We start from the raw sequence: 13460 nt of genomic DNA, 5'->3' as shown, positions 1-13460 counted from the left end.
CGTGGACGTAGTCGCCCTCGGCGTAGAACACCTCGCCGAAGGCGCCGGAGCGGTGGATGCGCCGGGCGAGGACGACGGCGGCGCAGTCCTCCACGTCCACCACGCCCCACTCCTTGTGCAGGCGCTTGCGGTAGGACCGCCCGTAGCCGGTGGAACCCCCGTAGTCCACGTCCACCACACCGATGCCGCGGCTGGTGAAGTAGGCCTTGTTCAGGTCCAGTTCTCGGCGGGAGTGCCCGACGGGCCCGCCATGAGCCCACACCACGTACGGAGCGGGCTCGCTCCCATCGTGGTCCGGGTGGGTCGGGGGGTACACGTTGGCGTGCACCGTGGCCCCGTAGCGTCCGGGCAGGCTCTCCCGACGGGGGGTGGGCAGGTAGGCGGCGTCCGGGGCCTGTTCCATGGACCGGCGCAGGATCTCCACGCTTCGGCGGGCCGGGTCCAGACGCACCACACAGGGTGCGGTGTCGGGGGAGGCGGCCACCGCCACGACGTTGAGCCCGTCGGAGTCGACCTGGGACCAGGAGGTGAGGTCGGTGGGGATGTCTTCCAGGTCCAGGGTGTCGGGGTCGTACAGAGCGGGGCGCAACGCGGTGTCGCCGTGCAGCGTCACCACCTTGCCGTTCTCCAACGCGCAGAAGGAACGGTTGCCCAGACGTCCGGGAGCCTCGTGGAACTCCTCCTCTGCCGGGTAGAGCGCGATCGCCTGCCCCTTGAGACCGGCGTGGTAGAGGTTCCAAAAGCCCGGCCAGTCCGAGGCCAGGTACATGGAGTCGTCATCGACCCAGGTGGGGGAGAGCACGGACTCGTCGACCCCGCCCTTGAGCGTGTACTCGCCGATCAGCCCGGTCTCGGTGAGCTCGCCCACGCGCAGCTCGGTACCGTCCCAGGGCATGCGAGGGTGGTTCCAGCGTACGTAGGCCAGGTGGCGCCCGTCCGGCGACGGGGCGGGAGAGGCGTAAAAGCGTGCCCCGGTGACCAGCTCACGGATGGCGGTCGGGTCGGTGGCGCCGCGGCCGGAGAGCGGTACCGACACGATGGAGCGGCTCAGGTCCGCACCGGTGTGGTCCTCGCGCACGCACAGGACGTGCTTGCCGTCCGGGCTCAGAATCGGGTCGGCGTATCGCAGTGCCGCCTTGCGCGCGGGCTCGGGGGTGAGGGCGACGGGCTCCTTGGCACCTCGCTCCAGGAGGAACAGCCGTTGGGTGTCGTGGTCGGCGAACACCACGCCCACACGGGGGATGGCCTTGTCGTCACGGCGGGGGACGGGCAGGTAGGAGCGCCCTCCGTACTCGTGCACCCGGGTGCCCACGTTCCAGGGCGCGGGAAGCAGGTCGTGCACGGACCCGTCCGAGTCCCGCCGTACCAGGGTCGTACGGCCGTTCTCCGCCGGTCGGTACTCCTGCCACCAGACCTCGCCGCCCCGGACAGAGGGGAACGCGGGCAGCAGCGTTCCTCGGGTGACGTCTCCGGCGCTGATAGGCGATGGCCAGCGGCCATGAGGGCTCGACAGTTCAGACATGTCCCGCTCAGGATGGGTCGTGGGTGATGAGATGACATGTCGACCTTAGTGCTCCACGGGGTCGCTGTGCAGCCCTGACCGGTACTCGGAGGGACAAACGGAGACGGCCCCGCCGATCGCACTCGGGGTGCGTTCGACGGGGCCGTGGTGTGAGCCGTGGGCCGGGTCCGGTCAGCGCTTGGCGGGGCCGGTCTCGTCCGTGGGCTTCTCGTCGGAACCACCGGTGCCGTTCACCGCGATGGGAGCGCCTCCCGCCGCGGTGGGCTTGGCCGAGGGCTTGCCGCGCCGGGCGTTGCGACGCTCCAGCCAGATCGCGACCCTGCTCAGGGTCAGGTTGATCACGATGTAGATGAGGGCACAGATGATCGCCGCCGGGATGACGTTGCTCTCCCGGGTCGCCAACAGGGTGAAGCTGCGCAGCAGCTCCGGGAAGGCGATGATGTAGCCGAGCGCGGAGTCCTTCAGCAGGACCACCAGCTGCGCCACGATCGCGGGCATCATCGACGTGATGGCCTGAGGGATCAGGATCGTCCACATCGTCTGGGTCCGGCTCATGCCGATGGACTCGGCGGCCTCACTCTGCCCCTTGGGCACGGCGAGGATGCCCGCCCGGAACACCTCGGCCAGTACCGACCCGTTGTACAGGGTCAGACCGGTGACGACCGCGGCCAGCGCGGTCACCTGGAAGGTGCCGGTGGGGATGTCGAAGACCTGCCAGGCAACGATGGGCAGCGCCATGGTGAAGAAGATCAGCATCAGCAGCGGGATGCCACGGAAGAACTCCACGATGGCCCCGGAGGGCACGCGGATCCACCAGCGCTCCGACAGCCGGCCGATACCGAAGACCAGGCCGAACAGGATGGCCAACACCGAGGCGGTCAGCGCCGCGGTCAGCGTGTTCTGCAGACCGGGGATGACGTATCCGGTCCAGGTGTCCGGACGCAGGAACGGCGTCCACATGTCCGCGGCCCATTGGCCGGCCGGGTTCACCGCCCAGGTCTCGGCGCTGAACAGGCTGGATTCCCGGTCGGTCAGGGTTCGGTTGAACCCCAGGTACAGGATCGCCAGGCCGATCAGCGCCAGGAAGACGGTGAGAACCGTGTAGATGGCGTTGCGCTTCCGGGCGCGGGGCCCGGGAACGTCGAAGAGAACGGAGGTCTGGACGCTCATCGGACCACCGCCACACGCTTGGCGAGCCAGCCGAAGAAGTAACCCATCGGCAGGGTCAGGATCAGGAATCCGATCGCGAATCCGACGAAGGTCGGCAGGACCGGAGCGATGCCCTGGTCGAACATGAGCTTCATCTCCCGGGACGCCTCTTGGACGCCCAACCCCGCGACGGAGGCGACGGTGGTGTTCTTCGTGAGGGCGATGAGCACACTGCCCAGCGGACCCACGACGGTGCGCAGCGCCTGCGGTACGACGATCAGGCGCAGGTTCTGGGTGAAGGTCAGACCCAGGGAACGGGCCGCCTCGACCTGCCCGAGGGGGATGGTGTTGATGCCGGAGCGCAGGGTCTCGGACACGAAGCAGGAGGTGTAGGCGGACAGGCCGATCACCGCCCACCAGAACACGTCCAGCGCCACGCTGTCGGCCAGGCTGACACCCAGGGCGCTGTTGAGGCCCAGGCCGCAGAACAGCAGCACCAGGGTCAGCGGGGTGCTACGGATGCCTTCGACGTAGGCGGTGGACAGTCCGCGTAGCAGCGGGACGGGGGAGACCCGCATCGCGGTGAGCAGGATGCCCAGGATGAATGAGAAGAAGGCACTGAGCAGGGTCAGCCTGACGGTCCATGAGAAACCGTCGACGACCCTGTCGATATTGCTGAGAAAGGCTTCCATAGGTCCCAGCCGGTCAAGGCCCGGAAGGTGGGGCCGGCTGTCGGCCCCACCTTCCGAACGAGGTCAAATGACGGTTTTAGGCGCAGGCCTCGAGCTCGGGGACTTCCTCCTCGAAGGCGAAGTCGGTAGCGCCGAAGGCGTCCTCGAGGTAGTCGGTGGCCGCGCCCTCCTCCCACATCTTGGTGATGGCCGCGTTGACATCCTCGCAACGCTCCGTGGAGCCGGCGGGCAGGCCGACGCCGTACTTCTCCTCACCGAACGGGTTGTTGACCATCCGGAAATCGTCCGGGTTCTGGGCGGCGAAGCCGGCGAGGATGGTGTTGTCGGTGGTCACCGCGTCAACGGTGCCGTTGCCGAGCAGCTCCAGGCACTCGGAGTAGTTGCCGGCCTCGCGCAGCTCGGCGCCGATCTCCATGTCGTCGGTGATGTTGTGCGCCGAACGGGAACCGGAGGCGGAGCACAGCACGCGGCCGTCGAGGTCCTCGGGCCCGTTGATGTCGGAGTTGTCGGCCTGGGTCAGGATGTCCTGCTGGGCGACGTAGTAGGGGCCGCCGAAGTCGACGACCTGGCGACGCTCGTCGGTGATGGAGTAGGTCGCGATGATCATGTCCACGGTGCCCTGCTGGAGGAAGGACTCGCGGTTGGCGGAGGCGGCCTCGGTCCACTCGATCTGGTCGGCGGAGTAGCCGAGCTCCTCGGCGATGAAGGTGGCGACGTCGATGTCGAAGCCGACGGGGGTGCCGCCCTCGTCGAGGCCGAGGCCGGGCTGGTCGTACTTGACACCGATGGTGATGGTGTCGCCATCACCATCGCCGCCGTCTCCGCCGGAGTCGCCGACCTCGGCGGTGCCACAGGCGGTCAGGGCCAGAGCGAGGACGGCGGCGCCGCCCAGAACGGTGTTGATGCGACGGGCTCGCATGTGGGGTACCTCTTCCTTGAACGTGCGAAGCTGCTGGGGCGTGGTCCGAGGACGGACTAGTGGGTCAGGATCTTGGACAGGAAGTCCTTGGCCCGGTCCGACCGGGGGGACGTGAAGAACTCGTCGGGGGTGTTCTCCTCGACGATCTGTCCGTCGGCCATGAACACGACCCGGTTGGCCGCGCGACGGGCGAACCCCATCTCGTGGGTGACCACGACCATGGTCATGCCCTCGTTCGCCAGGTCGGTCATGACGTCGAGGACCTCCTGGACCATTTCGGGGTCCAGCGCCGAGGTCGGCTCGTCGAAGAGGAGCACCTTGGGGTTCATCGCCAAGGCTCGGGCGATGGCCACGCGCTGCTGCTGGCCGCCGGAGAGCTGGGCCGGATACTTGTTCGCCTGGTTGCCGATCTGCACCCGGTCGAGCAGTTCCATGCCGCGCGTCTCGGCGTCCGACTTGGACTGCCTGAGCACCTTCATCGGGCCCAGCGTCACGTTCTGCAGAACGGTCTTGTGCGCGAACAGGTTGAAGGACTGGAAGACCATGCCGACGTCGCTGCGCAGCTTGGCCAGACCGCGGCCTTCAGCGGGCAGTGGCTGGCCGTCGAGGGAGATGGTGCCGGAGTCGACCGTCTCGAGCCGGTTGATCGTGCGGCACAGCGTCGACTTGCCGGATCCGGACGGACCGATGACGACTACCACCTCGCCGGAGTTCACCGTCAGATCGATGTCGCGGAGCACGTGCAGGTCGCCGAAGTGCTTGTTGACGTTCTCCAGCACGACGAGAGGAGTTGAAGTCATGATCGGAACCTAATGGGTCCAAGTTGCCGTGTCATCACGAAAACGCCGCCCGGCCTCGCCAGTAGCAGACTTGTTACGGCGTGATTCGCGAAACCGTTATGTGATGGCACGCAGAGGTCCGCCCTCGTCGCAACGAGTGGCGGTTCCGTTCTGTAGCGTCTCATTCGTGACTCCCCGTGATCTCGTCGGGCCCCCTCCGCGCGGAGGTTCTCGGGAGATACCCAGGTCAGAGTGGAACACCTCACCGGCCGGCCGATACCGGCCACCCACCGTGTCCGTCCCCGCTCCCGGCTTCGGGACGGTGGCCCGTCCAAGAGCGGATAGCCTTGAACGGTGAGCCAGAGTCGTACCTACCAAGTGCGGACCTACGGCTGCCAGATGAACGTCCACGACTCCGAGCGCCTCTCCGGTCTGCTGGAGGACGCTGGGTACGCGCGCGCAGCCGAGGACACCACCGCAGACATCGTCGTCTTCAACACCTGTGCGGTCCGGGAGAACGCGGACAACCGCCTCTACGGCAACCTCGGGCACCTGCGTCCGGTCAAGGACGCCAACCCCGGGATGCAGATCGCCGTGGGCGGTTGTCTGGCGCAGAAGGACCGTGGTGAGATCGTGCGCCGCGCCCCATGGGTGGACGTGGTGTTCGGAACGCACAACATCGGCTCCCTGCCGACCCTGCTGGAGCGTTCGCGCGTCCAACGGGAGGCGCAGGTCGAGATCGCCGAGTCGTTGGAGCACTTCCCGTCCACGCTGCCCAGCCGTCGTGAGTCCGCCTACGCCGCCTGGGTGTCGATCTCGGTGGGATGCAACAACACCTGCACCTTCTGCATCGTGCCCGCGCTCCGAGGCAAGGAGAAGGACCGCCGTCCCGGTGACGTGCTTGCCGAGGTGCGCGCGCTGGTGGAGGAGGGCGTCACCGAGGTGACCCTGCTCGGGCAGAACGTCAACGCCTACGGCAGCGAGTTCGGTGACCGCCAGGCCTTCTCCAAGCTGTTGCGCGCCTGCGGTGAGATCGAAGGGTTGGAACGGGTCCGCTTCACCTCCCCGCACCCGCGCGACTTCACCGACGACGTCATCGAGGCCATGGCCGAGACGCACAACGTCATGCCGCAGCTGCACATGCCGCTGCAGTCGGGGTCGAGCAAGGTCCTCAAGGACATGCGTCGCTCCTACCGCCAGGAGCGTTTCCTGGGCATCGTGGAGAAGGTGCGCGCCGCCATGCCGGACGCCGCCCTGACCACCGACATCATCGTGGGCTTTCCCGGTGAGACCGAGGAGGACTTCGAGGAGACCCTGCACGTGGTCCGCGAGTCCCGGTTCGCGATGGCGTTCACCTTCCAGTACTCCAAGCGCCCCGGCACCCCGGCGGCCACCATGGACGAGCAGGTGCCGCCGGAGGTCGTCAAGGAGCGTTACCAGCGCCTGGTCGCCCTGCAGGACCAGATCTCCTGGGAGGAGAACCAGAAGCTGGTCGGCCGCGAGGTCGAGCTCATGGTCGCCGAGGGCGAGGGCAAGAAGGACGGCGAACACCGCCGCCTGTCCGGCCGCGCCCCCGACAACCGTCTGGTGCACTTCGGCCTGGGTGAGGGCGAGGAGCCCCGACCCGGCGACATGGTCACCGTCGAGGTCACCTACGCGGCCCCGCACCACCTGGTCGCGGACTCCGGGATCCGGAAGCTGCGTCGGACCCGCGCGGGCGACGCCTGGGACGCTCGCCAGGGCAAGCCGGTCCAGGTGAGCAAGCCCGACGTGATGCTCGGCATGCCCAAGATCGGGATCCCCGACGAACAGCCGGCCCCCGCAGGCGGCTGCTGCGACCTCTGACTCCGACCTCGGACGACCTACACCCGCACGTACAGGTTCTCCAGACGGTTGAAGGCGGCGTTGGGCTGACGGGACGCGGGCCTGTCCGGATCCAGGGACAGGCCCGGGAAGGCCCCGAACAAGGACCCGAAGGCCACCTGGCCCTCCAGACGGGCCAGGGCGGCGCCCAGGCAGTAGTGCATGCCGTGCCCGAACGCCACGTGGGCCTCACCGGGAACGCCCTGGTGACGGGTGAGGTCGAGCCGGTCGGGGTCGGGGTGCACGTTCGGGTCGCGGTTGGCGCCGGCGATCATCGCGATGGCCGCCTCCCCACGTCGGACCGTGCCCGTGTTCAGCTCCACGTCCTCGACCGCGTAGCGCATCCGGGTCTGGAACACCGGGCCGCACCAGCGCAGCAGCTCGTGGACGGCCGCGGGCAGCAGCTCCGGGTCGTCCTTGAGCGGCTTCAGCTGGTCGGGGTGGGTGAGCAGGGCCCGGGTGCCGTTGCCGATGAGGTTGGCGGTGGTCTCGTGCCCGGCGATGACGAGCGAGAGGATCATGGTGATCAGCTCGTCCTCGGACATGCGTTCGCCGTTGTCGTCGGTCACCCGGACCAGGTCGCCCAACAGGTCGTCGTGTTCCCGTGCCCGGTGGGCGGCGATGAGCCGTCGTGAGGAGGCGACCAGTTCCCGCAGGGTCGAGTTGAGCCGTGCGGGGTCGCTCAGGTCGAACGAGGTCAGGGCGTGGCTCCACACCTGCCAGATGTCGCGTTCCTCTTCGGGCACCCCCACCAGGTCGCAGATGACCCTGATGGGCAGCGGGTAGGCGAAGTGCCCGAGCAGGTCGACCGAGCCGTCCTCGACGTGGGCGGGCAGTTCGGCCAGGAGTTCGTCGGTGATGGCCTGGACACCGGGGCGCATCGCCTGGACCCGACGCACGGTGAAGGTGCGCGAGACCAGTTTGCGCAGGCGCACGTGGTCGATCCCGTCCTTGTCCAACACACCCTGGGTGGCGTAGACGATCAGGTCGGGTTCGACCCCCAGGTGGCGCAGGAGGTCGGGGCGGGACAGCGTGGTGGCCTCCCCCTCCAGGTTCGCGGCGTCCACGACGAAGCGCCTGTCGCTGAGGATGGTGCGCGCGTCGGCGTCGTCGACGAACAGCCGGGCGGGCGCCCCGCCGAAGGAGGCGGGGGCCGAACCCCCGACCTCGCGGAGGTGTTCCAGGATGGCGGGCAGGTCGGCGGCGGCCTCGGGTGAGGTCAGGTCGGGAAGCGTCGGAGTGCTCATGTCCCCTCCAAGGGGGAGGTCAGCCTACGGGTGGGAGATACTCCGCCAGGACGCCCCGGGCCGTGACCAGCAGGGCGTCGAACAGGGGGAGGATCTCGTCTCTGGCCGCGAGCAACGCCTCAGGGCTCGCGGGTGACTCCAGGGCGCGGTGCACGGTGTCGGCGAGGATGTCCGCCCGTGTCGCGAAGTCCGGAAGCGGATAGGACTGCAGTTCCAGGAGCGGCGGTGTGGCGAGCGCCCCCAGCACGGTCGAGACGAACACGTAGTTCTGCTGCTCGGCGGTGCGCTCCTCACGCAGCAGGCCGTGGCGCCGCAGCAGTTCGGTGTAGCCGAGCATCACGCGGGCCCGGCCCCTGATCAGGTCGCCGCGTTCCTCTCCGATGGCGTTGATCATCGAGCCGAGGGTGGTGGTGTCGCTGGTGAGCAGTGCCTTGAGGATCGGCCACCGCTCCTGGGCGAGGTGGATCTCACGGGCGATCGAACTCGGCAGGACCGCCGCGGGATCCTCCCGGAAACGTTCGACCAGGTGGGTGCCGACCTCGATCTGCGTGCGCACCAGCACCGTGCTGAACAGAGCCTCCTTGGTGGGGAAGTGCAGGTACACGGTGCCCTTGCCGACGTCGGCCCGGCGCGCCACGTCCTCCATCGTGATCTTGGTGTATCCCCAGGTGACGAGGAGTTGCCCGGCCACGTCCAGAATACGCGCCGCGCGCCGGGCGCGTTCGGCCTCCCGGTCCGTCCTGGAGCCGCTTCTGGTCGTCACGGTGGTACCTCGTCGTCCCACGGTCGGTGGTCGTTGACTTTATGACCGGATTTCAAAACCGGTCACGAAGTCAACGATAGGTCGGCCTGACGTCCCGCACAAGGGGTGCCGGTGATTCGGCGATAGCCTCCTCATGTGTTGATCGCCGCCGCCGTGTGTCCCCATCCGCCAGTACTGTTCCCCGAGGTCGCCCAGGGCGCCCGCGCCGAACTCGCTCCGTTGCGCGCCGCCTGCGACCGCGCCGTCGCGGCGCTCGCCCGCCGCGGGGCAGACCGGCTGTACGTGGTGGGGGGCGGTCCCGCCGATCGCGAACACGGCCCCGACACCGGTGGGGACCTGCGTTCCTATGGAGTGGACGTACGTGTGGGGCCCACCCCAGGGGTCCTGGACCTGGCGGCGACCACGGGCCGGTGGCTGGCCGAACGCGGTGGCCTCACCCCGGACGGCTACCTGGAACTGCCCTCGGACCTCACCCCGGAGCGGGCCGCCGAACGGGGAGCCGCACTGGCCGACTCCGCCGATCGGGTGGCCCTGCTGGTGATGGGGGACGGCAGCGCACGCCGCTCCGAGAACTCACCCGGATACGTGGACGAGCGCGCGATCCCCTACGACGACGCCGTCGCCCAAGCCCTGGCCAGGGCCGACACGGCTCATCTCGCCGGGCTGGACCCCGACACCGCCCGTGCGCTCATGGTCGCGGGCCGCCCCGCCTGGCAGGCCCTGGCGGGTGCGGCGGGGGAGCGGCCCTTCCACGGGGAGACACTGGCCTACGAAGCGCCCTACGGCGTGGGCTACCACGTCGCCCTGTGGATCCGAGCCTGACTAGGTGTCCTGGTCCCGGCCCTGTTGGAAGGGGACCATGGTGGCCACGTCCACCAGGGCCTCGCCCGGTTCCTCGTTGCGGCCGGTCAGGGCCGCTTCGACCAGGGCCATCGCCCGCTCCCTCAGGGTGGGGGAGTCATAGGGCAGCCAGTGCACCCGCGGGTCACGGCGGAACCAGGACTCCTGCCTACGGGCGAATCGTCGGGTGGCCTGGGCGGTGCTCTCCTTGGCCTCCAGCGCGCTGATCTCCCCGTCCAGCTGGGCCAGCGCCTGGGCGTAGCCCAAGGCCTTGGCGGCGGTGCGGCCCTCGCGCAGCCCCTGCTTGTCCAACCGGCGGACCTCCTCCAACAGACCCTGGTCCCACATGCGCTCCACGCGCAGGTCGATGCGTTCGTCCAGTTCGGGGCGCGGGGCGGTCAGCCCCAACTGCAGGCACGGGTAGAAGGACGTGTGGTCGGGCAGGTTGGCGGTGAACGGCTTGCCGGTGAGTTCGATGACCTCCAGCGCGCGGACGATCCGTCGTCCGTTGCCGGGAAGGATGGTGCGGGCGGCCTCGGGGTCGGCCTCGGCCAGGCGGGCGTGCAGCAGACCCGGCCCCACGTCGGCCAACTCGGCCTCCAGGGCGGCGCGCACCCGCGGGTCGGTGCCGGGGAACTCCATGTGGTCCAACACCGCTCGGACGTACAGTCCGGAACCGCCCACCAGCACGGGGACGACGTCCCGGTCCGCGCAGTCCTCCACGCGTTCGCGGGCCATGCTCTGGTAGCTGGCCACGTCGGCGGGCTCGTGCACCTCCCACACGTCCAACAGGTGGTGGGGGACACCACGACGTTCGGCCTCGGAGAGTTTGGCGGTGCCGATGTCCATGCCCCGGTACAGCTGCATGGAGTCGGCGTTGATCACCTCACCCCGGCGTCCGGTGCTCTCCTCCAACCGCTCCGCCAGGTCGACGGCCAGGTCCGACTTGCCCACAGCGGTCGGGCCCACGACCGCGATCACCTTGATCATTCCTCCAGCGTAACCACGCCGGGCACGGCCCGTGACCATGAACGGAGGATCGGTCGTCAGGTCGTGTCCACGAACGCCCCTAGGATGGCCGCATGCGATTCGCCAAGGGCCACGGAACAGAGAACGACTTCGTGATCCTCCCCGACCCGGACGGGGAGCTTCGACTCACGGAGGAGGACGTCCGGCTGCTGTGCGACCGCAGAGCGGGCATCGGCGCCGACGGCGTCCTTCGGGTGATCCGCACGCGTGAGCTCGGGGAGGCCCTCGCCCCGGCGGCGCGCACCGCCGAACGAGCCGAGTGGTTCATGGACTACCGCAACGCCGACGGCAGCATCGCCGAGATGTGCGGCAACGGGGTGCGCGTCTTCGCCCGCTACCTGCTCCACACCGGGTTGGTGGACGCCGACCGGTTCGAGGTCGGCACGCGTGACGGCGCCAAGGAGGTCACCATCGAGGAAGACGGTGACGTCACCATAGACATGGGCCGGGTGGAGATGCAGGGCACTTCCTCGGCCAAGCTCGCCCGTCAGGTCGTCCACGGCGACCAGATCTCCGTGGGCAACCCGCACCTGGCCTGCGCGGTCGAGATCCCGGTCGCCGACGTCGACCTGAGCCTGCCCCCGGAACTTGACCCCGAGGCCTTCCCGGAGGGCGCCAACGTCGAGGTCTACAACGAGGTCGCCCCCGGGGTGCTGGAGATGCGGGTGTACGAGCGCGGCTCCGGCGAGACGCGCTCCTGCGGCACCGGCATCGTCGCCGCCGCCGCGGCGGCGGCCCCCGAGGGCCGAAGCTCCACCTGGAAGGTGCGTGTCCTGGGCGGCGAGTGCACCGTTCACCTGGACGCTTCGGGTGCTCGCCTCCGGGGACCGGCGTTCATCGTCGCCGAGGGCGAGACCTCCCTGATCTGAAGGGACCGCACACCGGGTCAGCGCGCAGCGAGCTCCTTTTGGGATGCGACGTCGAAGACCGTGTCGCAGGCGTCGCGCACGGAGTCGTTGTGCGTGGCGATGACCACCGCGCAGCCTTCACGGCTCATCCTGCGCAGCACGTCCACGACCATCGCCCCGTTGTCGTGGTCCAGAGCGCCGGTGGGCTCGTCCGCAAGGACCAGAGACGGCCTCTTGACCATGAGCCGGCCCAGGGCCACGCGCTGTTGCTCGCAGCCGGACAGGTGGTGGACCTTCTCCTTCTCCCGCCCGGCCAGGCCGACCCTCTCCAGAGCGGTCGCGTGGTCGGGGCGGGTGCCGCGACGGCGGGCCACGTCCAGGTTGGCCTTCACGGTGGCGTTCTCGACCAGCGCGGTGATGGTGATCACCATGCTCACCAACACGATGCCCAGCGCGTAGAACGGTTCGGCCCCGCTGGGTCCCATGCCTCCTGGGCCTCCGTACATGGCGTCGGAAGCCATAGCCGGCTTGCGGAGCGTGTCCCACGTCGCCCAACCCAGGAAGGCCACGGCGAGGCCGCCCTCCACCAGGAGCAGGCACCGGTGGGTGGCGGCGAAGGTCCAGCCGCTGATGTGCCGGGCGAAGATCTCCTGGGCCCGGGTACGCACGTGGACGATTTGGTTCCACCCGTTGTATACCCCGAGGAATGTCAGCGTCGCGGCCGCCACCGATGGCAGGGCGATCGCGGACAGCAGGAGGACCTTCCTGAGGTCTCCGCCGAGGATGTCGAGGTAGGAGCGTCCCTGGAGGCGCATGACACCATAGTCGCGGGCGGAGAGAAGGACTTCGGCCCCGGTCGCGGCCGCCGATCCCAGGAGGGCGACCGCCAGGAGGTTGAACAGGTGCCCGCCGGTGAAGTAGTGCCACATCTGGGTGACCTGGGTGCCGGCGGCCTCTTGGAGGCCGTGTTCGGACAGGGCTGCACGCAGCGCCGCTTCCGCCTCTGTGTCACCGAAGATCAGGTATATGCCGTTCGGCCCCACCTCACCGAAGTCCGTGATAGGGGTGTGTCGTGACGGTGAGGTCCCGGCCGAAGGCGGGGTAGCCGTCCTCCAGTCACTGCTGGTGGCGGGGCTCGGAGTTCGCGACGGCGAGGTAGAGGTGGACCACCGAGGACGGTTCGTTGACGTCGGTGATGACGTAGCCGATGGAGGCGTCCTGGTCGTCGGCGACCTGTTGTACCGAGGCGGCCACTTCGTCGTTGTCGTGGGTCCCGTCGCTCTGGGAGATCCACACCGGTTGGGAGTCCTCCAGCACGTAGATCGTGCGCTCGGCCGTCGTGGCCAGGAGGAACGCGATAACCGCGGCGAACACGGCACAGGCCACGTAGGCAAAGGCGAGGGTTCTGTCGGGCACGAAGTCGTCCTGTCAGGAACCCGCCGGTGCCACGGCATCGGCGGGCTTGTTCGTCGGGGGATCAGCAGGTGCGTCGGTAGGCCTGGTTGTTGCCGATGGCTCGATCGGCGGTGGCCCGCGCCCAGGATCCCGCGGCGATGTTGGCGGTGCGCACGGTGGTCTTCCCCACCGCGGTGGAGCCGTGACACCTGCTGTTGTGGAGATGGTTCGAGTGGACGCGTTCAGCGACGATGCCGCGGTCCCAGGTTCCACCGCCCACGTTCGAGACGGGATGCGTTTTTTCGGTGTTTTTGCAGGTTGTTGCGATGGTGGTCGGTCGTTTTCTCGGCGTGGTGGGAACCCTCTTGTCTCGGGTGGTTCGGATCGCCTGTAGGAGGTGAGGGAGCGCGCACT

13 protein-coding genes and 1 pseudogene are annotated in these 13460 nt (G+C 68.7%); 3 read left to right on the top strand and 11 right to left on the bottom strand.

Features of this window, described 5'->3' with window-relative positions; genetic code table 11:
* From K8V84_RS15095 to K8V84_RS15075, 5 genes are all read right to left on the bottom strand, one after another.
* On the bottom strand, window positions 1–1522 hold a 1522-nt coding region (locus K8V84_RS15095), incomplete at its 3' end, for a prolyl oligopeptidase family serine peptidase (RefSeq protein ID WP_304075289.1).
* A 171-nt stretch (window positions 1523–1693) separates the two neighbouring features.
* Window positions 1694–2692, bottom strand: coding sequence for an amino acid ABC transporter permease (locus tag K8V84_RS15090; RefSeq protein ID WP_304075287.1), 999 nt, complete (start codon window positions 2690–2692; stop codon window positions 1694–1696).
* The gene (locus tag K8V84_RS15085) at window positions 2689–3363 is read right to left on the bottom strand and encodes an amino acid ABC transporter permease (RefSeq protein ID WP_304075286.1); all 675 of its coding nucleotides are present in this window, start codon (window positions 3361–3363) and stop codon (window positions 2689–2691) included. Before K8V84_RS15085 ends, K8V84_RS15090 begins: the two co-directional genes overlap by 4 nt.
* A gap of 76 nt (window positions 3364–3439) precedes the next feature.
* Window positions 3440–4282 carry a glutamate ABC transporter substrate-binding protein gene (locus K8V84_RS15080; protein WP_304075283.1) on the bottom strand — a complete coding sequence of 281 codons (843 nt, stop codon included), beginning with the start codon at window positions 4280–4282 and terminating at the stop codon, window positions 3440–3442.
* A gap of 56 nt (window positions 4283–4338) precedes the next feature.
* Window positions 4339–5082, bottom strand: a complete 744-nt coding sequence (locus K8V84_RS15075; RefSeq protein ID WP_304075280.1) for an amino acid ABC transporter ATP-binding protein — start codon at window positions 5080–5082, stop codon at window positions 4339–4341.
* Window positions 5083–5439: 357 nt separating this feature from the next.
* On the opposite strand from K8V84_RS15075, the gene miaB reads away from it, so the two are divergent.
* Window positions 5440–6906: a tRNA (N6-isopentenyl adenosine(37)-C2)-methylthiotransferase MiaB gene (miaB, locus tag K8V84_RS15070; protein ID WP_304075290.1), complete on the top strand. Its 1467-nt coding sequence runs from the start codon at window positions 5440–5442 to the stop codon at window positions 6904–6906.
* Between the two features lie 17 nt (window positions 6907–6923).
* Here miaB and K8V84_RS15065 read toward each other — a convergent pair whose 3' ends face one another.
* Both K8V84_RS15065 and K8V84_RS15060 read right to left on the bottom strand, forming a co-directional pair.
* Window positions 6924–8171 (bottom strand): cytochrome P450, encoded by a 1248-nt coding sequence (locus tag K8V84_RS15065; protein ID WP_304075278.1) that lies wholly within the window; start codon window positions 8169–8171, stop codon window positions 6924–6926.
* A 19-nt stretch (window positions 8172–8190) separates the two neighbouring features.
* Window positions 8191–8934 (bottom strand): helix-turn-helix domain-containing protein, encoded by a 744-nt coding sequence (locus tag K8V84_RS15060; protein WP_304075275.1) that lies wholly within the window; start codon window positions 8932–8934, stop codon window positions 8191–8193.
* Between the two features lie 135 nt (window positions 8935–9069).
* Between K8V84_RS15060 and K8V84_RS15055 the strand changes: the two genes are divergently transcribed.
* A complete protein-coding gene (locus tag K8V84_RS15055; protein ID WP_304075272.1) occupies window positions 9070–9756 on the top strand; it encodes a class III extradiol dioxygenase subunit B-like domain-containing protein in 687 nt (228 codons plus the stop codon).
* Here the strand turns inward: K8V84_RS15055 and miaA are convergent, their stop codons facing one another.
* Complete coding sequence (miaA, locus tag K8V84_RS15050; RefSeq protein WP_304075271.1) at window positions 9757–10764, bottom strand: tRNA (adenosine(37)-N6)-dimethylallyltransferase MiaA; 1008 nt, start codon at window positions 10762–10764, stop codon at window positions 9757–9759.
* Between the two features lie 92 nt (window positions 10765–10856).
* Here miaA and dapF point away from each other — a divergent pair, with 92 nt between their 5' ends.
* Window positions 10857–11672, top strand: a complete 816-nt coding sequence (dapF, locus tag K8V84_RS15045; protein ID WP_304075268.1) for a diaminopimelate epimerase — start codon at window positions 10857–10859, stop codon at window positions 11670–11672.
* Between the two features lie 17 nt (window positions 11673–11689).
* Here dapF and K8V84_RS15040 read toward each other — a convergent pair.
* The 3 genes and pseudogenes from K8V84_RS15040 to K8V84_RS15030 form a co-directional block, all read right to left on the bottom strand.
* Window positions 11690–12064: pseudogene (locus K8V84_RS15040) on the bottom strand (ATP-binding cassette domain-containing protein); the annotation flags it as partial.
* A 703-nt stretch (window positions 12065–12767) separates the two neighbouring features.
* Complete coding sequence (locus tag K8V84_RS15035) at window positions 12768–13067, bottom strand: hypothetical protein (protein ID WP_304075265.1); 300 nt, start codon at window positions 13065–13067, stop codon at window positions 12768–12770.
* Window positions 13068–13128: 61 nt separating this feature from the next.
* On the bottom strand, window positions 13129–13326 hold the full coding sequence (locus tag K8V84_RS15030; RefSeq protein WP_304075264.1) for a lactococcin 972 family bacteriocin: 198 nt from the start codon (window positions 13324–13326) through the stop codon (window positions 13129–13131).
* Window positions 13327–13460 lie beyond the last annotated feature (134 nt).

Source organism: Nocardiopsis listeri, assembly GCF_020741345.1.
In the GTDB taxonomy this organism is placed as follows: domain Bacteria; phylum Actinomycetota; class Actinomycetes; order Streptosporangiales; family Streptosporangiaceae; genus Nocardiopsis; species Nocardiopsis listeri_A.
This window is presented reverse-complemented; position numbering and strand designations above follow the sequence as displayed.

Excerpts from the sequence above, each read along its gene's own strand:
- K8V84_RS15075 (WP_304075280.1), bottom strand. The coding sequence starts at position 5,082 with ATGACTTCAACTCCTCTCGTCGTGCTGGAGAACGTCAACAAGCACTTC.
- K8V84_RS15080 (WP_304075283.1), bottom strand. The coding sequence starts at position 4,282 with ATGCGAGCCCGTCGCATCAACACCGTTCTGGGCGGCGCCGCCGTCCTC.
- K8V84_RS15090 (WP_304075287.1), bottom strand. The coding sequence starts at position 2,692 with ATGAGCGTCCAGACCTCCGTTCTCTTCGACGTTCCCGGGCCCCGCGCC.
- miaA (WP_304075271.1), bottom strand. The coding sequence starts at position 10,764 with ATGATCAAGGTGATCGCGGTCGTGGGCCCGACCGCTGTGGGCAAGTCG.
- K8V84_RS15065 (WP_304075278.1), bottom strand. The coding sequence starts at position 8,171 with ATGAGCACTCCGACGCTTCCCGACCTGACCTCACCCGAGGCCGCCGCC.
- K8V84_RS15085 (WP_304075286.1), bottom strand. The coding sequence starts at position 3,363 with ATGGAAGCCTTTCTCAGCAATATCGACAGGGTCGTCGACGGTTTCTCA.
- dapF (WP_304075268.1), top strand. The coding sequence starts at position 10,857 with ATGCGATTCGCCAAGGGCCACGGAACAGAGAACGACTTCGTGATCCTC.